This is a genomic window from Streptomyces tuirus (genome assembly GCF_014701095.1).
Classification (GTDB): domain Bacteria; phylum Actinomycetota; class Actinomycetes; order Streptomycetales; family Streptomycetaceae; genus Streptomyces; species Streptomyces tuirus.
In genome coordinates this window covers 6500860-6524804 of record NZ_AP023439.1, presented here as the reverse complement: position 1 = coordinate 6524804, position 23945 = coordinate 6500860, and the positions used below count along the sequence as shown (strand labels likewise).

21 protein-coding genes and 1 pseudogene are annotated in these 23945 nt (G+C 72.4%); 11 read left to right on the top strand and 11 right to left on the bottom strand.

Annotated features, from left to right (window positions below; all coding sequences use genetic code 11):
• Positions 1-4: 4 nt before the first annotated feature.
• Together IGS69_RS29650 and IGS69_RS29645 are read right to left on the bottom strand one after the other, a co-directional pair.
• On the bottom strand, positions 5-1345 hold the full coding sequence (locus tag IGS69_RS29650) for a 6-phospho-beta-glucosidase (protein WP_190903532.1): 1341 nt from the start codon (positions 1343-1345) through the stop codon (positions 5-7).
• Between the two features lie 190 nt (positions 1346-1535).
• The gene (locus IGS69_RS29645) at positions 1536-2300 is read right to left on the bottom strand and encodes a DeoR/GlpR family DNA-binding transcription regulator (RefSeq protein ID WP_190904699.1); all 765 of its coding nucleotides are present in this window, start codon (positions 2298-2300) and stop codon (positions 1536-1538) included.
• A 343-nt stretch (positions 2301-2643) separates the two neighbouring features.
• Between IGS69_RS29645 and IGS69_RS29640 the strand changes: the two are divergent.
• Positions 2644-2933, top strand: a pseudogene (locus IGS69_RS29640) (sugar-binding domain-containing protein); the annotation flags it as partial.
• A gap of 81 nt (positions 2934-3014) precedes the next feature.
• On the top strand, positions 3015-3842 hold the full coding sequence (locus IGS69_RS29635; RefSeq protein WP_190903531.1) for a PaaX family transcriptional regulator: 828 nt from the start codon (positions 3015-3017) through the stop codon (positions 3840-3842).
• Here the strand turns inward: IGS69_RS29635 and IGS69_RS29630 are convergent.
• From IGS69_RS29630 to IGS69_RS29615, 4 genes are read right to left on the bottom strand one after another with little or no spacing between them, the layout of a single operon-like run.
• On the bottom strand, positions 3833-4288 hold the full coding sequence (locus IGS69_RS29630) for a MaoC family dehydratase (protein WP_190903530.1): 456 nt from the start codon (positions 4286-4288) through the stop codon (positions 3833-3835). The two genes, IGS69_RS29635 and IGS69_RS29630, sit on opposite strands and share 10 nt — an antisense overlap.
• Positions 4289-4296: 8 nt before the next feature.
• Positions 4297-5799 (bottom strand): acyl-CoA synthetase, encoded by a 1503-nt coding sequence (locus IGS69_RS29625; protein WP_190903529.1) that lies wholly within the window; start codon positions 5797-5799, stop codon positions 4297-4299.
• A gap of 1 nt (position 5800) precedes the next feature.
• On the bottom strand, positions 5801-6685 hold the full coding sequence (locus tag IGS69_RS29620) for an amidohydrolase family protein (RefSeq protein WP_190903528.1): 885 nt from the start codon (positions 6683-6685) through the stop codon (positions 5801-5803).
• Between the two features lie 11 nt (positions 6686-6696).
• On the bottom strand, positions 6697-7614 hold the full coding sequence (locus IGS69_RS29615) for an SDR family NAD(P)-dependent oxidoreductase (RefSeq protein ID WP_269783190.1): 918 nt from the start codon (positions 7612-7614) through the stop codon (positions 6697-6699).
• Positions 7615-7903: 289 nt separating this feature from the next.
• On the opposite strand from IGS69_RS29615, the gene IGS69_RS29610 reads away from it, so the two are divergent.
• From IGS69_RS29610 to IGS69_RS29595, 4 genes are all read left to right on the top strand, one after another.
• Positions 7904-8329, top strand: a complete 426-nt coding sequence (locus tag IGS69_RS29610) for a MarR family winged helix-turn-helix transcriptional regulator (protein ID WP_190903527.1) — start codon at positions 7904-7906, stop codon at positions 8327-8329.
• 128 nt (positions 8330-8457) lie between these two features.
• Positions 8458-9756 carry an MFS transporter gene (locus IGS69_RS29605; protein WP_232543677.1) on the top strand — a complete coding sequence of 433 codons (1299 nt, stop codon included), beginning with the start codon at positions 8458-8460 and terminating at the stop codon, positions 9754-9756.
• Positions 9753-11120: an alpha/beta hydrolase family protein gene (locus IGS69_RS29600; RefSeq protein WP_232543676.1), complete on the top strand. Its 1368-nt coding sequence runs from the start codon at positions 9753-9755 to the stop codon at positions 11118-11120. Before IGS69_RS29605 ends, IGS69_RS29600 begins: the two co-directional genes overlap by 4 nt.
• Entirely contained in the window at positions 11117-11860 is a 744-nt protein-coding gene (locus IGS69_RS29595; RefSeq protein WP_190903524.1) for an IclR family transcriptional regulator, read from the top strand. Before IGS69_RS29600 ends, IGS69_RS29595 begins: the two co-directional genes overlap by 4 nt.
• Positions 11861-11891: 31 nt before the next feature.
• Here the strand turns inward: IGS69_RS29595 and IGS69_RS29590 are convergent, their stop codons facing one another.
• From IGS69_RS29590 to IGS69_RS29575, 4 genes are all read right to left on the bottom strand, one after another.
• Positions 11892-12743, bottom strand: coding sequence for an oxygenase MpaB family protein (locus tag IGS69_RS29590; protein ID WP_190903523.1), 852 nt, complete (start codon positions 12741-12743; stop codon positions 11892-11894).
• Between the two features lie 71 nt (positions 12744-12814).
• A complete protein-coding gene (locus IGS69_RS29585; protein ID WP_190903522.1) occupies positions 12815-13696 on the bottom strand; it encodes an SDR family oxidoreductase in 882 nt (293 codons plus the stop codon).
• A gap of 45 nt (positions 13697-13741) precedes the next feature.
• Complete coding sequence (locus tag IGS69_RS29580; RefSeq protein ID WP_190903521.1) at positions 13742-15364, bottom strand: phytoene desaturase family protein; 1623 nt, start codon at positions 15362-15364, stop codon at positions 13742-13744.
• Complete coding sequence (locus IGS69_RS29575) at positions 15357-15866, bottom strand: SRPBCC family protein (protein WP_190903520.1); 510 nt, start codon at positions 15864-15866, stop codon at positions 15357-15359. The genes IGS69_RS29580 and IGS69_RS29575 overlap by 8 nt, the downstream gene beginning before the upstream one ends.
• 328 nt (positions 15867-16194) lie before the next feature.
• Between IGS69_RS29575 and IGS69_RS29570 the strand changes: the two genes are divergently transcribed.
• On the top strand, positions 16195-17592 hold the full coding sequence (locus IGS69_RS29570; RefSeq protein ID WP_190903519.1) for a glycoside hydrolase family 16 protein: 1398 nt from the start codon (positions 16195-16197) through the stop codon (positions 17590-17592).
• Positions 17593-17643: 51 nt separating this feature from the next.
• On the opposite strand, the gene IGS69_RS29565 is transcribed toward IGS69_RS29570, so the two are convergent.
• The gene (locus tag IGS69_RS29565) at positions 17644-18450 is read right to left on the bottom strand and encodes a helix-turn-helix domain-containing protein (RefSeq protein ID WP_190904697.1); all 807 of its coding nucleotides are present in this window, start codon (positions 18448-18450) and stop codon (positions 17644-17646) included.
• Positions 18451-18539: 89 nt separating this feature from the next.
• On the opposite strand from IGS69_RS29565, the gene tal reads away from it, so the two are divergent.
• From tal to pgi, 4 genes are read left to right on the top strand one after another with little or no spacing between them, the layout of a single operon-like run.
• Entirely contained in the window at positions 18540-19685 is a 1146-nt protein-coding gene (gene tal, locus IGS69_RS29560; protein ID WP_190903518.1) for a transaldolase, read from the top strand.
• Positions 19682-21355 carry a glucose-6-phosphate dehydrogenase gene (gene zwf, locus IGS69_RS29555; RefSeq protein WP_190903517.1) on the top strand — a complete coding sequence of 558 codons (1674 nt, stop codon included), beginning with the start codon at positions 19682-19684 and terminating at the stop codon, positions 21353-21355. Before tal ends, zwf begins: the two co-directional genes overlap by 4 nt.
• A complete protein-coding gene (opcA, locus tag IGS69_RS29550) occupies positions 21352-22287 on the top strand; it encodes a glucose-6-phosphate dehydrogenase assembly protein OpcA (protein WP_190903516.1) in 936 nt (311 codons plus the stop codon). Before zwf ends, opcA begins: the two co-directional genes overlap by 4 nt.
• Positions 22280-23944 (top strand): glucose-6-phosphate isomerase, encoded by a 1665-nt coding sequence (pgi, locus tag IGS69_RS29545; RefSeq protein WP_190903515.1) that lies wholly within the window; start codon positions 22280-22282, stop codon positions 23942-23944. Before opcA ends, pgi begins: the two co-directional genes overlap by 8 nt.
• The last annotated feature ends 1 nt before the right edge of the window (position 23945 follow it).

Here is a 23945-nt window from a genome sequence, read left to right as displayed (position 1 = left end):
GCGTTCACCTAAGGTACGTCAACCCGGGATGGACCTCGGTGTAGCCCTCGACCAGCCTGCGGGCCACGTTGACGGAGTCCACGAGCGGATGCAGGGCGAAGGCCTTCACGGCCGTCGCGCGGGAGCCGGAGCCGGCGGCGGCCAGCACCTCTCGCTCGACCGCCTTGACCGCGCAGACCAGTCCGGTGGCGTGGTCCGGCAGCGGGTCGACGGTGACGGGGTGGGCGCCGTTGGCGTCGACGAGGCAGGGGACCTCGATGACGGCCTCGGTGTCCAGGACCGACAGCGTGCGCCGGTTGCGGACGTTGAGGATCAGGGTGGTGCGCTCGTCCCGGGCGATGGCCCGCATCAGGGCGAGGGCCACCTTCTCGTAGCCGCCCGACAGGTCGTCCTCGTCGCGTTCGCCGGCGCCGGCGGTCTCGCGGTTCTCGGCCATGTACGTGGCCTCGCGCTCGGCGCGGGTGCGGTCCCAGACCGTGAGGGCGCGGGCGTGGGGGTTCTTCATCTCGGCGTAGAAGCGGGCCTGCTGGGCGTGCAGGAAGGCGCCGCGGGTCCGCTCGGCCTGCTGGTAGGCCCGTACGGCCTCGCGGTTGAAGTAGTAGTAGTGCAGGTATTCGTTGGGGATCGCGCCGAGGGAGCGCAGCCAGTCGGCGCCGAAGAGCTTGCCCTCCTCGAACGAGCCGAGCAGGCCGGGGTCGGCGAGCAGCCGCGGCAGTTCGTCCCGTCCGGCGACGCGCAGGCCGCGCACCCAGCCGAGGTGGTTGAGGCCGACGTAGTCGATCCACGCCTCGCCGGGGTTCTTCACGCCGAGCACCCGGGCGATGCGGCGGCCGAGGCCGACCGGGGAGTCGCAGATGCCGATGACGCGGTCGCCGAGGTGGCGGGACATGGCCTCGGTGACCAGTCCGGCGGGGTTGGTGAAGTTGATGACCCAGGCGTCGGGCGCGAGCCGGGCCACCCGCTGCGCGATATCGACGGCGACCGGGACCGTGCGCAGGCCGTAGGCGATGCCGCCCGCGCCGACCGTCTCCTGACCCAGCACGCCCTCGGCCAGGGCCACGCGTTCGTCGTTCGCGCGTCCCTCCAGGCCGCCGACGCGGATCGCGGAGAACACGAAGTCGGCGCCGCGCAGGGCCTCGTCGAGGTCGGTGGTGGCGCTCACCTGGGGCGCGTCGGGGACGCCGGCCGCCTGCTCGGCGAGGACGCGTGTCACCGCCGACAGCCGTCCGGCGTCCAGGTCGTGCAGGACGACACGGGTCACCCGGCCCTCGGCGTGGTCCTGGAGGAGCGCTCCGTACACCAGCGGCACGCGGAATCCTCCGCCGCCCAGAATCGTCAGCTTCACCGCGTTCCTCCGATTCGGCAGGCTGTGCGCGGCACATCGTGTGAACCGGGCACGCGCCACCTGCTTGAACTCGCTTCAGGACCCCGGGCCGGTTCCGGCCCGGCCGGTGTCGAGGGTGTGCGACCTCGCCGTTCACCGCAGGGCGGGGCCGCCCGGGCCGGGAGTGCGCCCGCCCCGGCAGACAATGGGTTCACGCTTGGACCTTTCCCACGACGACGACCTCGACGCCCGCCTCCTCGAAGGAGGCCCGCGTCGCCGCGTCGACCGGCTCGTTGGTCACCACCGCGTCCAGCTCCTCGGGGCCGCAGACCTTCGCCATGCCGTTCCCCGGGAACTTCGCCGCGTCGGCGAGCAGCACCACCTTCCCGCCGGCCTTGATCATGGCCCGCTTGACCGGCACCTCCACGACCGTCGTGTCCATGACCTGCCCGCCGGGCCGCACCCCGCTGGTGCCGAGGAAGAGCCAGTCGGCGTGCAGCTGGCGCAGGTTGTCCTCGGTGAGGAAGCCGACCAGGGAGCGGTACTCGCGGCGGACCATGCCGCCGAGCAGGACCAGCTCGATGCCCTCGTCGTCGGCGAGTTCCTCGTAGACCACCAGGTTGCTGGTGATCACGGTGAGCCGGCGTCCGTGCAGTTGCCGGGCGAGCCGGTAGGCCGTCGTACCGATGTCCAGCAGCACCGACTCGCCGTCCTTGATCATCGCGGCGGCGCGTGCGGCTATGGCGTCCTTCTCGTTGACGCGCACCTCGGCGACCTCGGCGAAGGGCTGGTCGCCCTCCTCCACGACGGCGCCGCCGTGCACACGGGTGAGCAGTCCGTCTTCTTCCAGTTTGACCAGGTCACGCCTGATGGTGGCGGGACTCACCCCCAGCTGCCCGGAGAGGTCGGTCACGGCCGCGGGCCCCCCGGCGCGCAGGGCCCGCAGGATGAGTTGGTGTCGTCGTTCTGCCAGCACGCGGTGCACATTACTCGTCATCTCCAATCATCACCATGTTTGTTTCTGCTCGGGTATTGACCAATCCCACCGAGCGGCGCACGATTCCGCTCACAGAAATGAAGAGTTTTGACGATCTCCGTGGTCTTCACGATCTTCGCCCGCGGGTTCATCGCGGGGGCCACGGACGAGGCGGTGCAGGGCAGTTGACGCGCCCCCGGAGGGTGGCGCCCCCAAGGGGCACGGGGGGTGCCGGCGCCGACTCCGGCGCACGGGCCCTCGTCTACGGCCCGTCCTACGCCGGTCCGGTCGCCGGTCCCGCATGCGGCTGACGGCGAAGCTCGCCGAGGCCGGGGAGGTGCCCATCCGTATGCCGTTCGCCGAGTTCCCGCCGGACGTGCCCGCGGCCAACTCGACCGGGGTGTACGAGCGTTCGGTGGACGGGCCGGCGGAGTGGGCCGGGCGGCGGATCGTCCTCCAGGTCGGGTCCGCCGGGAGCGTGCTGCTGGTGCACGTGGACGGGCGGCCCGTCGGGATCTCCGAGGACGCGCACCCGGCCGCCGAGTTCGGCCTGACGGCCCTGGTGCGCCCCGGGGAGCGGGCCACCGTGCGCCTGACCGTGGGAAGTGGTCGGACGCCTCGCACATCGTCGACGTCGCGGGTTCCTGACCTCCGGGTACCGGCAGTTCACGGCCCCATCGAGGAGACCGCTCGGGCGGAGGTACGGTGGGCCGCGTGACCGGTGAAGAGTCGCTGCGGCCCCAGTCCCTGATGCTGACGTTCCTGGGCGACCAGGTGCTCGGGCGTGACGTGTGCGTGTACTCGGGCAGCGTCATCGACGTGTTCGCCCGCGCCGGGATCGGCGAGCAGGCCACGCGCTCCACGCTGAGCCGCATGGCGGGCCGTGACCTGCTGCGCCGGCAGCGCGAGGGCCGGCGCATGTACTTCGGGCTGACCGAACGCTCGGAGGCGGTGCTGCGCGACGGCGAGCAGCGCATCTGGCAGACGGGCGCCGTCAACCGGCAGTGGGACGGCACCTGGACGCTGCTCGGCTTCTCCCTGCCGGAGTCCTGGCAGCGCCGCCGCCACGACCTGCGCTCCCGGCTGACCTGGAGCGGTTTCGGGCCGCTGTTCAACGGCCTGTGGATCGCCCCCGGCGAGGTCGACGTGTCGGCCCTGGTGGCCGAGCTCGGTCTGTCCGCCCACGTCAAGGTGTTCCGGGCGCACGCGGACACCGGCACGGACATCGGCCAGATGATCGAGGAGACCTGGGAGCTGTCCGACCTGGCCGGACGCTACCAGGCGTTCGTGGAGCGCTGGCAGCCCTGGGAGGACGGCCTGCCGGACGCCGGTGACGCCCTGGTGCTGCGCCTGCGCCTGCAGACGGAGTGGCTGCGGATCGTCCGGCGCGACCCGCGGCTGCCCGTCGGGCACCTGCCGGACGACTGGCCGGCCGAGCAGGCCGAGAAGACGTTCCGGACCGTGCACGAACGGCTCACCCCGCTCGCCCACGAGGCCTCGGAACGCCTTCTGGACCTGGTGCCCGCGCGGCCTCAGGCGTAGAACCGCGACAGGCTCTGCAGCACCGCGGCCGGCTTGGCAGCGCCCTCGATCTCGATGGCGCCCTCGACGGTGATCTGCACCCCGCCCGGCACGTCCTCGGCCTCGGCGAGCTTCGCCGTCAGCCGGATGCGTGAGCCGGCCTTGACCGGTGCGGGGAAACGCACCTTGTTGAGGCCGTAGTTGACCTTCGTCGTCACGCCCTGGACGTCGAGCAGCTCGGTGAACAGGGGGATGAAGAGGGAGAGCGTGAGGTAGCCGTGCGCGATGGGGGCGCCGAAGGGGCCCTCCTTGGCGCGCTCGGGGTCCACGTGGATCCACTGGTGGTCGCCCGTGGCGTCGGCGAAGGTGTCGATGCGCTCCTGCGTCACCTCGATCCACTCGCTGGTGCCGAGGTCGCTGCCGGCGAGCTTCTTGAGTTCGCCCAGGCCGTTGACGGTGATGCTCATGCGGATCCTTAACTCGTGCCGTAGCGGGTACGGACGCGGGACTTGAGGAGTTTTCCGGAGGCGGTGCGCGGGAGTTCGTCCGCGAGGACCACCGACTTCGGGATCTTGTACTTGGCGAGGCGGCCCGCGAGCGAGGCGAGCACCTCGTCGGGGTCGAGGGCGGCGCCCTCGCGGGGCACGACGACCGCGCGGGGCACCTCGCCCCAGGTGTCGTCCGGCACCCCGATCACCGCGCACTCAGCGATGTCGGGGTGGGCGAGGAGCCGGTCCTCGATCTCGGCGGGGTAGATGTTCTCGCCGCCCGAGATGATCATGTCCTTGATGCGGTCGACGATGTGGACGTAGCCGTCCTCGTCGACCTGGGCGGCGTCCCCGCTGCGGAACCAGCCGTCCGCGAAGGAGGCGGCCGTCTCCTCGGGCAGCCCCCAGTAGCCGGGCATGACGTGCGGGCCGCGCACCACGACCTCGCCCACCTCGCCGGTGCCGACCGGCGACAGGTCCGGCCGGACCACGCGGACGTCGCTGAAGAAGTGCGGTACGCCCGCGGACCCCGCCTTGGCGACGGCGTGTTCGGCGTCGAGGAAAAGCGTGCCGGGAGCGGCCTCCGTCATGCCGTAGCCCTGGAGGAAGGTCAGGCCGCGCTCCTGGTACGCCTCGATCAGCGGGGTGGGGACCGGGGAGCCGCCGCAGGTGAGGATGCGCAGCGAGGAGAGGTCCGCTTCCGGCCAGCGCGGGTGGCGGGCCACCTGGTCGAACATGGTCGGCACGCCGAACATGAAGGTGATGCGGTGGCGTTCGACGAGGTCGAAGGTGGCGTCCGGGTCGAAGGCGTCGACCAGGACACAGGTGCCGCCCTTGAGCAGCACGGGCAGGGTCAGCATGTTCAGGCCCGCCGTGTGGAACAGCGGGGCGGAGACCAGGGCGCGTTCGTCGGCGATCAGGTCGGTGTCGACGAGGACGTTGACCGCGTTCCAGGTGAGGTTGCCGTGGGTGAGCATGGCGCCCTTGGGGCGGCCGGTCGTGCCCGAGGTGTACATGATGATGCAGGTGTCGTCGGCGCCGACCGGTTCGTCGACCGGCTCCGCGGGCGCCTCCGCTACGGCCGCCTCGTACTCGTCGCCCACCTCCAGGTAGACGCGGACGTCCGTGCTGCCGGGCAGGCCGGCGACCAGACCGGCGTAGGACGGGCCGTAGACGAGGGCCCGTGCGCCGGAGTCGGCGAGCTGGTAGGCGATCTCGGGGCCGGCGAGGCGGATGTTGAGCGGGACGAAGACCGCGCCGAGCGTGCCGGCCGCGAACAGCGTCTCCAGGTAGGAGGGGTGGTTCGGGCCGAGGTAGGCGATGCGGTCGCCGCGGCGCACGCCCCGGGCGCGCAGGGCGTGGGCCAGTCGGGTGGTGCGGGTGTGGAGGGTGCCGTAGTCGGTGGCGGACTCGCCGTGGATCAGGGCGGTGCGGTGCGGGGTCTTGCGGGCCCGGCGTGCGGGCCATGACCCCAGTCCCTCGTTGCGCATGTCACGCCCCTTGCGGTCGCGTCAGCCCGAGCAGGCGGGCCGCGTTCTCCTTGAGGATCTTCGGCCGGACCTCGTCCTTGATCGTCAGCTTGCCGAAGTCGGCGAGCCAGCGGTCGGGAGTGAGGACGGGGAAGTCGGAGCCGAAGAGCACCTTGTCCTTCAGCAGCGTGTTCGCGTACTGCACGAGCTGCGGCGGGAAGTACTTAGGCGACCAGCCGGACAGGTCGATGTGCACGCCCGGCTTGTGCGTGGCGACGGCGAGGGCCTCGTCCTGCCAGGGGAAGGACGGGTGCGCCAGGATGATCTTCAGGTGCGGGAAGTCGGCCGCCACGTCGTCGACATGGAGCGGGTTGGAGTACTTCAGCCTGATCCCGCCCCCGCCGGGGACTCCGGCGCCGATGCCCGTCTGGCCGGTGTGGAAGAGGGCGATCGCGCCCGTCTCCTCGATCACCTCGTACAGGTCGTACGCCACCGCGCGGTCGTTGGGGAAGAAGCCCTGGATGCTGGGGTGGAACTTGAAGCCCTTCACCCCGTACTCCTCGACCAGGCGGCGGGCCTGCCTCACTCCCGCCTTCCCCCGGAAGGGGTCGACGGAGGCGAAGGGGATGAGGACGTCGGCGTTGGCGGCGGCCGCCTCGGCGACCTCCTCGTTGGGGACGGGCGGGGTCCCGGTCGCGGACTCGGCGTCCACCGTGAAGATCACGGCTGCCATGTTCCGCTCGCGGTAGTACGCGGCGGTCTCCTCCAGGGTCGGCTTCCGCTTGCCCTCGACCTTGAAGTAGGCGGAGGAGGCGTCGTGCAGGTCGTCGTCGAGGGAGGAGTGGCCCTTGGAGGACACCTCGGCGTGGGTGTGGACGTCGATCGCGACCAGGTCACCGACGTTCATCGAGCGGTCCATCACGCCTCCGGGAACTTCGGCGCCGGGATGCCGACCGACTGGAGCTCGGCACCGACCGAGGTGGGCCAGGCGTCGGCCAGACTGTCGGGGGTCCAGCCGCCGTCGGCGTAGGCCGCCCTGATCTCCTGCGGGTGCGACCAGAGTGCCACCTTGTCCCCGCCGATGCCGACGCACTGACCGGTGACGCCCCGGGCGGCCCCGGAGGCGAGGAACGGGACGAGGGCCGCGCAGTCCTCGGGGGTGCCGAAGCCCTCCCCCTTGCGCAGGAAGTCCGGGAGCGGCTCGCCGTTCCTCATGGCCTCGATGTACGGGGCGAAGGCCGGGATGGTCTCCGTCATCGCGGTGGCGGCGACCGGCACGATCGCGTTGACCGTGATGCCCGCGCGGCCCAGCTCCATCGACCAGGTGCGGGCCATCGCCGCGATGCCGGCCTTGGCCGCGGCGTAGTTCGTCTGGCCGAAGTTGCCGCGCTGGCCGGCCGGGGAGCCGACCAGGATCAGCGAGCCGCCCTCGCCCTGCTCGCGCATCCGGACGGCGGCGGCGCGGGCGCAGGTGAAGGTGCCCTTGAGGTGGGTGGTGAGGACCGCGTCGAAGTCCTCGTCGGTCATCTTCCACAGGACCTTGTCGCGCAGGATGCCCGCGTTGGTGACGAGCACGTCGAGCCGGCCGAACTCCTCGACCGCGCGGTTCACCAGCCGGTCGGCGGCCTCGGCGGTGCCGACCGGGACGACCTCGGCGACGGCCCTGCCGCCCGCTTCCACGAGGGACTTCACGGCCGCCTCGGCCACCGCCTCGTCCACGTCGTTGACGACCACGGACGCACCGTGGGCGGCCAGGGCGTGGGCGTAGGCGAGGCCGAGGCCGCGACCGCTGCCGGTGACGACGGCGGCCTTGCCGGAGAGATCGATGCTGGGCACGAGCGGGTCCCTTCACGCGGATTCGACTACGAGTCGCACGACCGCACGTCGCACGGGTGCGACTGCACGTCGCACGGGTGCGACTGCACGTCGCACGGGTGCGACTGCACGTCGCACGGGTGCGACTGCGAGATCGAAGCTAAGAGCAATAATTGTTGACGTCAATAGTTGTTGCCGACCGATGGGTGCGGGATGCTGGAATCAGCAGGGAAGCAGGACCGAACCCAGGGAGCCCGCCATCACACGCGAGAACGTCACCGCGAAGCCCATCGACGCCCATGAGCCGTGGATGCGCGGCCTGCACGCCGACACGGGCTACCTGCTGTACCGCCTGGGCCTGCGCTCGGGGCAGCTCTTCAACGCCTGCCTCCAGGAGTCGGGCCTGCGCCTGCGCCACTACGCGCTGCTGCGCTTCCTCGCCGGCACCGACGGCGCCCCGCAGCGCGAACTGAGCACGCGGCTCGGCTACGACCCGAGCGCGATCGTCGGTCTGGTCGACGACCTGGAGAAGCTGGGCTTCGCCGAGCGCCGCCCCTCCCCGGACGACCGCCGCAGCCGGATCGTCGTCCTGACCGGCAGCGGACGCGACTTCCTGCGCGACACCGACGAGGCCGGTCTGCGGGTCACCGGCGAACTGCTGGGCCCGCTGGACCCGGCCGAGCGGGAGTTGCTGCACGCGCTGCTGCTGCGGATCGCGGAGGACGGCCTCAACTGATGTTGTGCAAATGATTGACGGCTGCACGATGGATGCATAACTTCACGGACCAACCGCGCCCCGTCCCCAGGGAGCCCACCGTGCAGCCATCCCCGCCCGTTGCCCAACCCTCCCCCGATACCCGGCAATTGCGCCGCGTCGCCGTGTCCGGCCTGCTCGGCACGACCGTCGAGTTCTACGACTTCCTCGTCTACGGCACCGTCGCCGCGCTCGTCTTCGGCGAACTGTTCTTCCCCCGGGCCGACCCGGCGGTCGGCACCATCGCGGCGTTCGGCACCTTCGCCGCCGGCTATCTCGCCCGGCCGCTCGGCGGCATCGTCTTCGGCCACTTCGGCGACCGGCTGGGACGCAAGTCGATGATGCTGCTGACCATGGTCCTGATGGGCTCCGGCAGCTTCCTCATCGGCCTGCTGCCGACCTACGACACCATCGGCGTCTGGGCTCCGGTCCTGCTCGTCGCCCTGCGCGTGGTGCAGGGCATCGCGATCGGCGGCGAGTGGGGCGGCGCGATGCTGATGGTCGTCGAGCACGCCGAGCACACGCGGGGTTCCCGGCGCGGCCTGTGGTCCAGCTTCACCCAGCTCGGCGCCCCGCTCGGCTCCGTGCTGTCGGCCGGTGTGGTCACCCTCGTCGCCGCCCTGCCGGACGACGAGTTCCGCTCGTGGGGCTGGCGGGTGCCGTTCCTGCTCAGCATCGTGCTGCTCGGCGTCGGCCTGTTCGTGCGTCTGAAGGTCGCCGAGAGCCCGCTGTTCGCACAGGTCAAGCGGGAGCCGGTGGCCCGGCCGCCGATCGTGGAGGTGCTGCGCCGCCCGAAGCCCGTGCTGCTGGCCGCCTGCGTCGGCATCGGCGCCTTCACCGCCCAGTCCCTGCTGACCAGCTTCATGATCTCCTACGCCGTCGACCAGGGGTACGCCCGCCCACAGGTGCTGACCGCCGTCACCGTCGCCTCCTGCGTGGCCCTCGTCGTCCTGCCCACCGCGTCCGCGCTGTCGGACCGCGTCGGCCGCAGGCCCGTCGTCCTCGCCGGAGCCGTCGGCTCGGCGGCGCTCGCCTTCCCGGTACTGGCCCTGGTCGACTCCGGCTCCCCCGGCCTGCTGATCCTCGCCCTGGCACTGGGCCACGGCGTCGCCCAGTCCACGATGTACGGGCCGCTGGGCGCCCTGCTCACCGAGATGTTCGGCACCCGCGTCCGCTACACCGGCGCCTCCCTCGGCTACCAGGGGGCGACCCTGATCGGTGCCGGGTTCTCCCCGCTGATCGCCGGCAGTCTCCTGGCCTCCTTCGGCGGCGGCAGCACCCCGGTGTCGCTGCTGCTGTGCGCCGGTGCGGCCGTCACCGCCGTCACCGTGTGGCGGCTGCGCGAGACGCACACGGACGCGCTGGACTCCCCCGCCGCCGCCCCCGCCCTGGAAGGAACCCCGCGTTGAGGATCCGCCTCGCCCTACTGGCGACCGCCTGCCTGTCCCTGGCGGCGACCGCCCTGCCCGCACAGGCGGCCACCGCGGACACCCACCTGGAGGGCCGGCTCCCGACCGGCGCCGCCTACGTGATGGACGTCCCCGCGTCCTGGAACGGCACGGTCCTGCTCTACAGCCACGGCTACACCCCGGCCGGAGCTCCCAACCCGGCCCAGAACTCCCCTGGTCCGGCCGCCCGCGACACACTGCTGGCCGGGGGCTACGCCCTGATCGGCTCCTCTTACGCCACGAACGGCTGGGCGATCACCGAGGCGGTGCCCGACCAGCTCGCCACGCTGGACCTGTTCACGCGGAAGTTCGGGGCGGCCCGGCGGACGCTGGCCTGGGGCACCTCCTACGGCGGCTTCGTCACCAGCATGCTCGCCGAGCGGCACGCCGACCGGTTCGACGGTTCGCTGTCGATGTGCGGGCTGGTGCAGGGCGGTGTCGCCAACTGGAACAGCACCCTGGACCCGGTGTTCGCGCTGCGCACCCTGCTCGCCCCGGACTCCGGTGTCCGGCTCGCGGGGTTCGCGGACCAGGCCGAGGCGGTGGCCGCCGGCAAGGCGCTCACCTCGAAGGTCGACGCGGCCCAGCGGACCCCCGAGGGCAGGGCCCGGATCGCCCTGGCCGCCGCCCTGCACAACATCCCCGGCCACAACGACCCTTCGCAGACCGAGCCGGGCCCCGCCGACTGGCACACCGCGCAGTCCAACCAGTACTCCGCGGTCCGGGGCCTGCTCCAACTGCCCGCTTTCGGCTGGCGGCAGGAGGCCGAGAGCCGGGCCGGCGGCAACCCGTCCTGGAACAGGGGCGTCGACTACCGCTCGATGCTCGAACGGTCCCCGCTGTACAAAGAGGTGACGGAGCTCTACAAGGAGGCGGGACTGTCCTTGCGCACCGACCTCTCGGCCCTGGGCCGGGCACCCCGGATCTCCCCCGACCCGACGGCGGTGCGGTGGATGCGCCGCACCAGCGTGCTCTCCGGCCGCCTCACCGACCCCCAGCTGAACATCCACACCACCGGGGACGCCCTCATCCCGGTGCAGTCGGAGAGCGCCTACCGGCGGGCCGTGACGGCGGCGGGCGCCGCCGGGCTCCTCCGCCAGGCGTACGTCGACGCCCCGGGCCACTGCACCTTCACCCCGGGCGAGACACTGGCCGCCCTGCACACGCTGGAGCACCGCCTGGAGACCGGCCGCTGGGACGCCTCGCCCGGCGCCCTCAACTCCCGCGCGAGGGCCGAGGACCCGACGGCCGAGCCCCGGTACCTCCCGTACCGCCCGAGCGCCTACCCCCGCCCCTACGATCCAGCGGGAGACGCCCGGCCATGACCGCCCCCACCGCGCCCGGCCGGCTGCTGTCCGTGCTCGCGGCCTTCGACCACGAGCATCCGGCGCTGTGCCTGACGGACATCAGCCGGCGGGCCGGGCTGAGCCTGACCACGGCGCACCGGCTGGTGGGCGCGCTCACCGAGTGGGGTGCCCTGGAGCGGGACGAGTCCGGCGTCTACCACGTCGGGCTGCGGCTGTGGGAGCTCGCCGCCCTGGCCCCGCGCGGCCTCGCCCTGCGGCAGATCGCGCTGCCGTATCTGGAGGACCTGTACGAGGCGACGCACGAGAACGTGCAACTGGCCGTGCGGGACGGGCGGGACGTCGTCTACACCGAGTGGCTGTCGGGGCGGTCGGCGGTGGGTGTGCACATCCGCGTCGGCGCCCGCTGGCCGCTGCACGCCACCGGAGTCGGACTCGCCCTGCTGGCCCACGGCGACCCGGTGTTCCAGAAGGAGTACTGCGCGGGCGACCTGGCGTCCTTCACCCCGTACACGATCACCGACCCGGAGCGGCTGCGGCGGGTGCTGGCCGATGTGCGCAGGTCGGGGGTGGCGGTGAGCGACCGTCAGGTCACGGAGGACGCCCTGTCGGTGGCGGCGCCGGTACGCGGCGCGGACGGCACGGTGACCGCCGCCGTGTCGATCGTGGTGCCCCACGCGAACGCCCAGGTCCCGGTACTGGGCCCGGCGGTGCGGGTGGCCGCGCGCGGGATCTCGCGGGCGCTCGGGTGGCAGCCCTGAGCGGCGCAGGGGCGCGGCGGACGCCGCGGGTTCAGGCTTCCCGGGCCGGGGCCATGGCCCAGCGGATGGTCCGGGTCAGGGCGCGGCCGGTGGGGCGTATCGCGAGGTCCTCGACGAGCGGGACCCGGGGCAGCCAGAGCATGCCGCGTGCCCAGGGCGGGAGCAGGGTCACGGCGTTCGCGGCCAGCCCGCCGTAGAAGGGCCGTACGGGCAGGGGCAGGGGAGGCTGGAACAGCAGGAAGCGGGCGGCTGCCCGGGCCTCGGACGTGGCCCGCAGTTCGGGCCGGTAGGCGGCCAGGCGCTCGGCCAGTCGGGCGCGGTCGCGCGGCGGGTCGACCGCCCCCAGGGCCTCGGCGACGCGTGCGGTGTCGGCGACGTAGGCGTCGTAGCCGGCGGCGTCCAGGGGCCGGGCCCCGTAGCGGGCGTGGGCGCGCAGGAAGCAGTCCGTCTCGGCGGCGTGCACCCAGCCGAGCAGATGCGGGTCGGCCGCGTGGTACGGCACGCCCTCGGCGCTCGTGCCGCGGATCCGCTCGTGGATGCCGCGCACGTGGTCGACCGCCTCCTGGGCGTCTCTGGCGGTGCCGTACGTCGTCACGGCCAGGAAGGTGCTGGTGCGCTGCAGGCGGCCCCACGGGTCGCCGCGGAAGCCGGAGTGGGAGGCGACCGCCGCCATCGCGAGCGGGTGCAGCGACTGCAGGAGCAGGGCGGTCAGCCCGCCGATGAACATCGAGGCGTCGCCGTGGACCGTGCGGATCGGCCGGTCCGGTGCGAACCAGCGCGGGCCGGGCGTGTGGTGGATACGGGCACGGGTCGCGGGTCCGCCGGGTCCCGCGACGCGGCGGAACAGGGCCTGGCCCAGCTGTTCACGGACTCCGGTCAGCACGATCGGCCTCCCTTCTCCTGCTGACCAGTGTCCGGCACGGCCCGCCCGTGCGGGCGTGCCGGGCGGAGTCGTCAGGAGCCCCGCCCGGCCGCCGCCCGGTCGGCCCGGCCCCCGGCGCCGAGCGGCCCCGTGTAGCGGACCGGGCCCGAGGCCTCCAGGCGGGGCAGGGCGCGGCGCGCGACGCGCAGGACCACCGGGGGCATGGCCGGGCGGATCGGCTGGGCGAGGCGCAGCCACGCCGGTGCGTAGACGGCCGTACGGCGGCGCTCCATGCCGGTGACCAGGCGGGCGGCGACGACCTCCACGGGGTACACGCGGCGGGCCGGCGGGGGCATGTGCAGACGCAGTTCCCGCAGGACGTCGTACCGGTCGGCGTCGCGGATCATGTCGGTGTCCGTCCAGTTGAGATAGGCGATGCCCACCGCGACCCCGTGGTGCGCCACCTCCGCGCGCAGCGAGTGGGCGAAGGCCTCGACCCCCGCCTTGGAGGCGCAGTAGGCACTCATCAGCGGGGCGGCGCCGATCGAGGCCAGGGAGGCGACCTGGAGGAAGTAGCCCGCCGTGGCGAGCAGGTCCGGCAGGAACACCCGGGCCGTCTGGGCGCTGCCGGTGAGGTTGACGTCGATCACGCGGCGCCAGGCGGCCGGGTCCGAGGCGAGGAGTGCGCCGCCCTCGGCGATGCCTGCGTTCGCCACCACGGCCGAGGGCGGACCGAGGCGCTCCCGCACGGTGTCCGCCGCCGCTTCCAGCGCGGAGAGGTCGGTGACGTCGGCCTCCAGGGCGAGGGCCGGGCCCGGCAGGGAGCCGGCGACCGCGTCCAGTCCGCTCTTCTCGTGACCGACGAGCGCGACCCGGGCGCCGCGCCGGGCGACCTCGCGGGCCAGGGCCGCTCCCACGCCGCGGGCGGCTCCGGTGACGACGATCGTGCGCTCGGCGAGCGGACTGCTTGCCATGGGCTGCCCTTTCTTCCGGCGCGGCCCTGCCCCGGAGGGCCGGGTTCAGCGCCTGGCTCCGGTGCGGTCGCGCTGGGCGAGGAGCCGCTGGGCCCCGGCAGCCAGGCCGGGAGCCCGGTTGCGGCGCAGGGCGGCCCGGGCGGCGTTGGCTCCGGGCGCGCCGTGCACCCCGCCGCCGGGATGGGCTCCGGCGGAGGCGAGGTACAGGCCCGGTAGCGGGGTCTCCGGGCGGCCGGTGCCGGGCAGGGGGCGGAAGACGAGCTGCTGGTGCATCGCGGTGGTGCCGCCGTTGATGGCGCCGCCCGCGAGATTGCGGTCGAGCGCCTCCAGGGTCGGGGGTGCCAGGATGCGGCGGCCCCGGATCAGTGAGCGGAAGCCGGGCGCGAAGCGCTCCACCTGGCGTTCGACGCGGTCGGCCATGAGTTCCTGGTCCTTGGTGTCCCAGCGGCCGGTGATGCCCTCGTCGGCGGCGTCGGCGCGGATCTCGTGCGGGATGTGGGTGTACGCCCAGGCCGATTCGGTGCCTTGGGGGGAGCGGGTGGCGTCGGCGGTGGTCATCTGGCCGAAGATGGTGAACGGCCGGTCCGGGACCTGCCGCATGGCGATCTGCGCGGTGAACCGGGTCAGCTCGTCCATGCCGTCGGCGAGGTGCACGGTGCCGGCCCGGGACGCCTGCTCGCTCTGCCAGGGCACCGGCCCGTCCAGCGCCCAGTCGACCTTGAACGTGGCGAAGTCCCACTGGAAGCGCCGCAGGTCGTCGAGGAGTTGCGCGGGCAGGTGAGCGGGGTCGACCAGCTCGCCGTACAGGGCGGGCACCGACACGTCCGCGAGCACCGCCCGGCGGGCCGGCACCGCGTCACCGCCCGCCGTGCGCACGCCGACGGCCCGCCCGCCGCGGACGACGACGTGTTCGACGCGCTGCCCGCAGCGGACCCGTCCGCCCCGGCTCTCCAGACGCCGGACCAGGGCCGAGGTCAGCGCGCCGGAGCCGCCGGCCGGGACCGGGAAGCCGTAGGTCTGTCCCAGCATTGCCATCAGCCAGCCGAAGCCGCCGCTGCCGGCCGACTCGGGGGCGAGGTCGGCGTGCAGGGCGTTGCCGGCCAGCAGCAGCCGCCCACCCTGGCCGCGGAACTCCTCCTCCCCCAGGCGCCGCACCGGCAGCACCAGGGAGCGGGCGATGCGCAGTCCGCCCGCTGCCCGCAGCCTGAGTGCGAGCCGGGCCGTGGCGCGGACGGGCGGGAACGGGGTGAACAGGGCGTCCAGGAGGCCGGGGCGCAAGCCCTGCCACACCCGGTGCAGCCGCTGCCAGGCGGCTCCGTCGCCCGGCTCGAAGGTGTCGAGGGACGCGGCGGTGGTCTCGATGTTCCGGTCCAGGACGGCGCAGCTGCCGTCGGTGAGGGGGTGGGCCAGCACGCTGGGCGCGTGGCTCCAGCGCAGTCCGTGCTCCTCGGGGCGCAGCGCTGCCAGAACCGGCGAGGCGGCGGCGAGGGGGTAGAAGGAGCTGAACAGGTCGTTGACGTAGGCGGGGTCGACGCCGCGGTCGTGGCGTACGGCGCCGCCCGGTTCGGGCTGTTCCTCCAGCACCTCGACGCTCCACCCGTCGTCCGCGAGGATGTTGGCGGCCACCAGGCCGTTGGGGCCCGCGCCGATCACCACGGCGTCAGGCATGGCCGGCTCCGTCCCCGCCGGACCCGCTGGTCACCTGGCCCAGGGCGCGGCGGGTGCCTCCGGGGACCCGCGCCTCGGCCTCGCACAGTCTGGCCAGCCGGGCCAGCATGGCGCGGTGGCGGAGCTGGATCAGCACCTCGAAGCCGACGTTGTGCAGCCGGCCGCCGGCGCCTCTCAGGGGGTGCTCGTCCACGATCACCAGGCAGTGCTCGCCCCAAGGCCGCAGCTCGATCGCGATGCGTGCCGTGCCGAGCACACCGGCGTGGGCCTCCAGCTCCAGCAGCTTGCCTTCCTCGCAGTGGCGGACGACCGTCTCGTTGTCGAGCCGCACCGGGCCGAGACGGATCTCGTAGCGGATCGCCGCGCCGGTGCGCGGCCACTGTCCGCGCACCGGGTGGGACTCCGAGGTGCCCACCACCCACTCCGCGTAGCGGTGGCCGTCGGCGAGGACGTCCCACACGGCGCCCGGGGCGACTCGGATCAGGTGATGGCGTACGGCCACGGATGCCTCCTGCTGCCTCGACCGGTGGTCTGCGTCCACCCCGAGTGCCCCGGTAGCCCTGGTTCAACAGCGCGGTCCTGAGGCTCGCCGCTGTCACTGAGACAGACGTGAGAGCGCTCTCAGCCCGTGGAAAGCAGCCTCACCAGGCCTCCCTCGCTCCCCGCTCGCGCCTTCCCTTCGGCACCGGCCTGTTCAAGCTGTGCACTCACCGACCGTCCCCGCACCAATCCCGGCTTTACCTCTTGACGACCCGGGTCGCGTGGAGCACATTGACGGCACTTTGAGAGCGCTCTCACCCTCCCGCATCCGATCCGAGAGGCATCCCCACATGAGCGACACCACCGGCACCTCGCGCAGACGGCGCCCGCTGCGGCGGGCGTTCGTCGCCGTCGTCAGCACGCTCGGTCTCGCGGCCGCCGCCTCCGCGGTCGCCACCCCGTCCGCGACCGCCTCCGCGCCGACACCCCCGTCGGGCTGGACGCAGCTGTTCCTGGACGACTTCAACGGCGCCGCCGGCACCGGCGTCAACACCTCCGACTGGCAGTACGCCACCGGCCGGGGTTACCCGGGCGGTCCCACGGGCTGGGGCACCGGCGAGATCGAGACGATGACGAACAGCACGGACAACGTCGCGCTCGACGGCAGCGGCAACCTCCGCATCACGCCCCGGCGGGACGCCGCCGGCAACTGGACCTCCGGACGGATCGAGACCAGGCGCACCGACTTCCAGCCCCCGGCCGGCGGCAAGCTCCGCGTCGAATCGCGCATCCAGGTGCCGAACGTCACCGGCGCCGCCGCCAAGGGCTACTGGCCGGCGTTCTGGATGCTGGGCGGCCCCTACCGCGGCAACTACTGGAACTGGCCGGCGGTCGGTGAGCTGGACATCATGGAGAACACCCAGGGCATGAACACGGTGTTCGCGACGATGCACTGCGGCACCTCACCGGGCGGCCCCTGCAACGAGACCAGCGGCATCGGGGGTTCCACCACCTGCCAGGGCACCTCCTGCCAGGCCGGCTTCCACACGTACCGGATGGAGTGGGACCGCTCCACGAGCGTCGAGGAGATCCGCTTCTACCTCGACGGTGTCAACTACCACACCGTGCGCGCGAATCAGGTCGACGCGACGACCTGGAAGAACGCCACCGACCACGGCTTCTTCGTCATCCTGAACGTCGCGATGGGCGGTGGCTTCCCCGACGCGTTCGGCGGCGGCCCGGACGCCGGGACGCAGCCGGGCCACGCGATGGTCGTCGACTACGTACAGGTGCTGTCCTCGGGAGGCGGTGGCACCACGCCCCCGCCGACCGGGAACCGTGACGCCTACTCCGCCATCCAGGCCGAGTCCTACGACGGCCAGTCCGGCGTGCTCACCGAGACGACGACCGACTCCGGCGGCGGGCAGAACGTCGGCGCGCTGGCCAGCGGCGACTGGCTGCAGTTCAAGGGCGTCAACTTCGGCTCCACGGCGGCCCGGCAGTTCAGCGCCCGGGTCGCGAGCGGCGCGGCGAGCGGCGTCAGCGGGCTGGTCGAGGTACGGCTGGACAGCCGCGGCAACGCGCCCATCGGCAGCTTCGCGGTGGGCAACACCGGCGGCTGGCAGTCGTGGCGGACCGTCCCGGCGAACATCAGTGGCGTGACCGGCACGCACGACGTGTATCTGACCTTCAGCAGCGGGCAGCCGGCGGACTTCGTGAACGTCAACTGGTTCACGTTCGGGCGCTGACCCGGCCCGGGAAGGGGCTCCACGCGTGCGTGGGGCCCCTTTTCGCTGCCCTCAGCGCAACTCCGCGCGGAACGCCGCCGGGGTCCGGTCGGTGTGCTGATGGAAGAACTTGGAGAAGTTGGCGGCGTCGGGGAAGCCGACCGCCACGCCGACCCGGCCGATGGGCGGTTCGGTGTGGGCGAGGAGCCGTTTGGCCTCGAGGACCACGCGCTTGTCGATGAAGGCCTTGGGGGTCTGACCGGTCGCGGCGCGCACCGCCCGGACCAGGGTGCGGCGGGAGTAGCCGAGCGCGTCGGCGTAGGCGGTGACGCTGTGGTTGGTGGCGAAGTCCCGCTCCACGGCGTCCCGGAAGAGGGTGAAGGTGGAGTCGGACCGCTGCCGCAGGGCCTGCGCCGTACTCGCCGCGAGGTGGGCGAGCCTCAGCAGGAACGCCGTCAGCGTGTGGCGCAGGACGGCGGTGTGCAGGCTCAGCGGGAGCGTGGCCGTGTCCTCGTACTCGCGCAGCAGCTGGGCGAGCGCGGCTTGCAGACCGGCCAGTTGGGGCGCGTCGGGGCGCAGCAGCGGCGGCAGGTCGTAGCGGTAGAGGCCGGTGGCCTCCACGGTCGAGCGGGGCAGGAAGCCGGGCTGCATGGTCAGCACGGTTCCGCGGTACTCGCTGCTGCGCGGGAAGCGGTGGACCTGCCCCGGGCGGATCCACAGCAGGTCCCCGGCCGTGGCCTCGTACTCGGTGAAGTCGACCATGTGCCGGACCGGGCCGGCGCCGAACAGCATCACGACGTGGAAGTCGATGCGGTGCACGCGCTCCAGCGGCGCGTCGGCGCGCCAGGTGCGGCCGGTCCCCATCGGACCGACCCGCATGCCGACGCCGCCGGCACTGAGCTCCACCGGGAAGGGGAACGTATCGATCCCGTCGCCGCCCCGCGGCTGATCCGACCGCCCGAAAGAAGATGATCACTGTGACCGAAGCGACCGCGCACGCGGGAGCGCTCAGGCGCCTGTCCGACGGGGGCGTGTCGATCTGGCTGGACGACCTGTCCCGGCGGCGGATCGAGTCCGGCGGCCTGGCCAGGATCGTCGCCACGAGGCACGTCGTCGGCGTCACCACCACCCCGTCCGTCTTCCAGGCCGCCATCGGCTCCGGCGCGGGCTACGAGGAGCAGCTCGCCGACCCGGCGGTGCGCGGGGTGACCGTGGACGAGGCCGTACGGATGATGACGACCGCCGACGTCCGGGCCGCCGCCGACGTCCTGCGGCCGGTGTACGAGGCGAGCGGAGGCCGGGACGGCCGGGTCTCCATCGAGGTCGACCCGCGCCTCGCCCATGACACGCGGGCGACCGTCGCCGAGGCCCGGCAGCCGGCCTGGCTGGTGGACCGCCCCAACGTGATGATCAAGATCCCGGCGACGAAGGCGGGCCTTCCGGCGATCACCGAGGTGACCGGCGCGGGCATCAGCGTGAACGTGACGCTGATCTTCTCCCTGGAGCGCTACCGCGAGGTGATGGACGCCTATGTCGCCGGCCTGGAGAAGGCCCAGGCGGCCGGTCTCGACCTGTCGGACATCCACTCGGTCGCGTCGTTCTTCGTCTCCCGAGTGGACTCCGAGATCGACAAGCGGCTGACGCTGCTGGGCACGGACGAGGCCCTCGCCCTGAAGGGCCGGGCGGCCCTGGCCAACGCTCGGCTCGCCTACGAGGCGTACGAGCACGTCTTCGCCGGGGCGCGCCGGCAGGCGCTCGGCGGGGCCCGTGCGAACCGGCAGCGCCCCCTTTGGGCCTCCACCGGTGTGAAGGACCCCGCATACAAGGACACCCTGTACGTGGAGGAACTGGTCGCCCCCGGCACGGTCAGCACCATGCCGGAGGCCACGCTGAACGCCGTCGCCGACCACGGCGACGTCCAGGGCGACACGGTCACCGGCGGTTACGCCCAGGCCCGCGCCGACCTGGCGGCCGTCGAACGGCTCGGCATCGCATACGACGAGGTGGTGCGGCAACTGGAGGACGAGGGGGTGGCCACGTTCGAGGTGGCCTGGCAGGAGCTGCTGGACGCGGTCACCAAGTCCTTGAACAGCAAGGGAGTTGACGCGGAATGAGTGAGGGCATCGAGGGCATCCCCCAGACGGCCGAACAGGAGACCAAGGGCACCAAGGAGGAGAAGGAGGCCCGGGCCGCACAGGAGGCGGCCGGGGTGGAGCAGACCGGGGTGAGCGGTCACACTCCCCGCACGAAGCACGCCGACACTCACTTCGAGAACCCCCTGCGCGACCCGCGCGACCGCCGTCTGCCCAGGATCGCGGGGCCCTCCGGGCTCGTCATCTTCGGCGTGACCGGCGACCTGTCCCGCAAGAAGCTGATGCCGGCCGTGTACGACCTGGCCAACCGGGGTCTGCTGCCGCCGGGCTTCTCCCTGGTGGGCTTCGCCCGCCGGGACTGGGAGGACCAGGACTTCGCGCAGGTGGTGCACGACGCGGTCCGCGAGCACGCGCGCACGCCGTTCCGCGAGGAGGTCTGGCAGCAGCTCGCCGAGGGCATGCGGTTCATCCCCGGCGACTTCGACGACGACACGGCGTTCAAGCAGCTGCGCTCCGCCGTCGAGGAGCTGGACGCCTCCCGGGGCACCAGCGGCAACTACGCCTTCTACCTGTCGGTGCCGCCGAAGTTCTTCCCGAAGGTGGTCCAGCAGCTGAAGAAGCACAAGCTGGCCAGTCCCCCCGAGGGTTCCTGGCGCCGGGCGGTCATCGAGAAGCCGTTCGGGCACGATCTGAGGTCGGCCGAGGAGCTCAACCGGATCGTGCACGACGTGTTCGACCCGGAGCAGGTCTTCCGGATCGACCACTACCTCGGCAAGGAGACCGTCCAGAACCTCCTGGCCCTGCGTTTCGCCAACCAGATGTTCGAGCCGATCTGGAACCGGTCGTACGTCGACCATGTGCAGATCACCATGGCCGAGGACATCGGCATCGGCGGCCGGGCCGGCTACTACGACGGCATCGGCGCCGCCCGTGACGTCATCCAGAACCACCTCCTCCAGCTGATGGCGCTCACCGCGATGGAGGAACCGGCCGCCTTCGACGCCGCCTCGCTGCTCACCGAGAAGCTGAAGGTCCTCAAGGCGGTGCAGCTGCCGCAGGAGCTGGGCCAGGGCACCGTGCGCGGCCAGTACGCGGCGGGCTGGCAGGGCGGCAAGAAGGTGCGCGGCTATCTGGAGGAGGACGGCATCGACCCGTCCTCCACGACGGACACCTATGCCGCGGTCCGGCTCCAGGTGGACAACCGCCGCTGGGCGGGCGTCCCGTTCTATCTGCGTACCGGCAAGCGGCTGGGACGCCGGGTGACGGAGATCGCCGTCGTCTTCCAGCGGGCCCCGCACTCCCCCTTCGACTCCACGGCCACCGAGGAGCTCGGCTCCAACGCGATCGTCATCCGCGTCCAGCCGGACGAGGGCATGACGGTCCGCTTCGGCTCGAAGGTGCCGGGCACGTCGATGGAGATCCGGGACGTCACGATGGACTTCGCCTACGGCGAGTCGTTCACCGAATCGAGCCCCGAGGCGTACGAACGGCTGATCCTTGACGTCCTCCTGGGCGACGCCAACCTGTTCCCCCGCCACCAGGAAGTGGAAGAGTCCTGGAAGATCCTCGACCCGATCGAGGAGTACTGGGCGACACATGGCAGGCCGGCGCAGTACCCCGCGGGCAGCTGGGGACCCAGGGAAGCGGACGAGATGCTCGCACGAGACGGACGGAGCTGGCGCAGGCCATGAAGATCGACCTGACCGACACCACGGCAAGCAAGATCAACAAGGCGCTGGTGCAAGGGCGCCGCGCCATCGGCACACCCGCCGTGGGCATGGTCCTGACGATGGTGATCGTCACGGACGAGGAGAACGCCTACGACTCGATCAAGGCGGCCGAGGAGGCCTCGCACGAGCACCCCTCGCGGACCCTGGTCGTCATCAAGCGCCACGCCCGCACCCCGCGCGACCGCCAGTCCTCCCGCCTCGACGCCGAGGTCCGGGTGGGCGCCGACGCGGGCACCGGCGAGACCGTGATCCTCAGGACCTACGGCGAGGTGTCCGACCACGCCGACTCGGTGGTGCTGCCACTGCTGCTGCCGGACGCGCCGGTGGTGGTGTGGTGGCCGGTGGACGCCCCGGAGGTGCCCTCGAAGGACCCGGTCGGGGCGTTGGCCCAGCGACGGATCACCGATCTGTACTCCGTCGAGAACCCCCTCGAGGCGCTGCAGACCCGGGTCCGCTCCTACGCCCCGGGCGACACCGACCTCGCCTGGACCCGGCTGACGCCCTGGCGTTCGATGCTGGCGGCGGCGCTGGACCAGGCCCGGGCGCGGATCGTCTCGGCGGCGGTGGAGGCCGAGGCCGAGAACCCGGCCGCCGAGCTGCTGGCCCGCTGGCTGGAGGCGCGGCTGCACGTGCGGGTCGACCGGGTGGTCACCGCCGGGCCGGTCATCACGGCCGTGCGGCTGGGCACGGAGAGCGGCGACATCGTCATCGACCGCCCCGAGGGACCGCTGGCCACGCTGACCCTGCCGGGCCAGCCGCCGCGCACCCTCGCCCTGAAGGTCCGTGCCACCTCCGAACTCATCGCCGAGGAGCTGCGGCGCCTCGACGCCGACGAGATGTACGCCATCGCCCTGAACGGCGAGGCAACCGAGGAGACCCCCGCTCATGTCTGACTCCCCCTCCGGTTCCCCGAGGCTCAACCGGCGTCCCGAGTGGACCGCCCTGGAGCACCACCGCCGGGACGCCCTGCCGCGGCCCGATCTGCGGGAGCTGTTCGCGGCGGATCCGGGACGCGCCGAGCGCTATGTCGTGCACGTGGGCGACCTGCGCATCGACTACTCCAAGCACCTGGTCACCGACGAGACGCTGGCCCTGCTCCAGGAGCTGGCCGCCGCGACCGACGTGTTCGGGCTGCGCGACGCCATGTTCGCCGGCGAGAAGATCAACATCACCGAGAACCGCGCCGTGCTGCACACCGCGCTGCGCGCCCCGCGGGACGCGGTGATCGAGGTCGACGGGGAGAACGTCGTCCCGGGCGTGCACGCCGTGCTCGACAAGATGACCGCCTTCACGGACCGGGTGCGCTCCGGGGAGTGGACCGGACACACCGGCCGGCGCATCCGCAACGTCGTCAACATCGGCATCGGCGGCTCCGACCTAGGCCCCGCGATGGCCTACGAGGCACTGCGGCCGTTCACCGACCGGGATCTGACGTTCCGCTTCGTGTCGAACGTGGACGGCGCCGACCTGCACGAGGCGGTGCGCGACCTGGACCCGGCGGAGACGCTGTTCATCGTCGCGTCCAAGACCTTCACCACGATCGAGACGATCACCAACGCCACCTCGGCGCGGTCCTGGCTGCTGAAGGGCCTCGGGGGCGACGAGAAGGCGGTGGCCAAGCACTTCGTCGCGCTGTCCACCAACGCGGAGAAGGTCGCCGGGTTCGGCATCGACGTCGACAACATGTTCGAGTTCTGGGACTGGGTCGGCGGCCGCTACTCGTACGACTCCGCGATCGGCCTGTCCCTGATGATCGCGATCGGCCCGGACCGCTTCCGGGAGATGCTCGACGGGTTCCGCATCGTCGACGAGCATTTCCGCAACGCCCCGGCCGAGGCCAACGCCCCGCTGCTGCTGGGCCTGCTGGGCATCTGGTACATCAACTTCCACGACGCCCAGTCGCATGCGGTGCTGCCCTACAGCCACTATTTGTCCAAGTTCACCGCCTACCTCCAGCAGCTCGACATGGAGTCCAACGGCAAGTCGGTGGACCGCGACGGCAAGCCGGTGGAGTGGCAGACCGGGCCGGTGGTGTGGGGCACCCCGGGCACCAACGGGCAGCACGCCTACTACCAGTTGATCCACCAGGGCACCAGGCTCATCCCGGCCGACCTGATCGGCTTCGCCCGGCCCGTCGCCGAGCTGAGCGACGAACTGAAGGCGCAGCACGACCTGCTGATGGCCAACCTGTTCGCGCAGGGCCAGGCGCTCGCCTTCGGCAAGACCGCCGAGGAGGTCCGCGCGGAGGGCGTGCCCGAGGAGCAGGTGCCGCACCGCACCTTCCGGGGGAACCGCCCCACCACGACGATCCTGGCCACCGAACTGTCCCCGTCGGTCCTCGGCCAGCTGGTCGCCCTCTACGAGCACAAGGTGTTCGTGCAGGGCGCCGTCTGGAACATCGACTCCTTCGACCAGTGGGGCGTCGAGCTCGGCAAGGTCCTCGCCAAGCGCGTCGAGCCCGCCCTGACCGAGGGCGCTGACGTCCCCGGTCTCGACCCGTCCACGGCCGCGCTGGTGGCCGCCTACCGCAAACTTCGGGAAGTGAACTGAC

Bases quoted from the DNA above. Each gene is read 5' to 3' on its own strand.
- IGS69_RS29565 (WP_190904697.1), bottom strand. From the start codon at position 18,450: ATGCGGGTCGGTCCGATGGGGACCGGCCGCACCTGGCGCGCCGACGCG.
- zwf (WP_190903517.1), top strand. From the start codon at position 19,682: ATGAGTGAGGGCATCGAGGGCATCCCCCAGACGGCCGAACAGGAGACC.
- IGS69_RS29625 (WP_190903529.1), bottom strand. From the start codon at position 5,799: ATGCGCAACGAGGGACTGGGGTCATGGCCCGCACGCCGGGCCCGCAAG.
- IGS69_RS29630 (WP_190903530.1), bottom strand. From the start codon at position 4,288: ATGAGCATCACCGTCAACGGCCTGGGCGAACTCAAGAAGCTCGCCGGC.
- opcA (WP_190903516.1), top strand. From the start codon at position 21,352: ATGAAGATCGACCTGACCGACACCACGGCAAGCAAGATCAACAAGGCG.
- IGS69_RS29570 (WP_190903519.1), top strand. From the start codon at position 16,195: ATGAGCGACACCACCGGCACCTCGCGCAGACGGCGCCCGCTGCGGCGG.
- pgi (WP_190903515.1), top strand. From the start codon at position 22,280: ATGTCTGACTCCCCCTCCGGTTCCCCGAGGCTCAACCGGCGTCCCGAG.
- IGS69_RS29610 (WP_190903527.1), top strand. From the start codon at position 7,904: ATGCGCGGCCTGCACGCCGACACGGGCTACCTGCTGTACCGCCTGGGC.
- IGS69_RS29595 (WP_190903524.1), top strand. From the start codon at position 11,117: ATGACCGCCCCCACCGCGCCCGGCCGGCTGCTGTCCGTGCTCGCGGCC.
- IGS69_RS29580 (WP_190903521.1), bottom strand. From the start codon at position 15,364: ATGCCTGACGCCGTGGTGATCGGCGCGGGCCCCAACGGCCTGGTGGCC.
- tal (WP_190903518.1), top strand. From the start codon at position 18,540: ATGATCACTGTGACCGAAGCGACCGCGCACGCGGGAGCGCTCAGGCGC.
- IGS69_RS29585 (WP_190903522.1), bottom strand. From the start codon at position 13,696: ATGGCAAGCAGTCCGCTCGCCGAGCGCACGATCGTCGTCACCGGAGCC.
- IGS69_RS29620 (WP_190903528.1), bottom strand. From the start codon at position 6,685: ATGAACGTCGGTGACCTGGTCGCGATCGACGTCCACACCCACGCCGAG.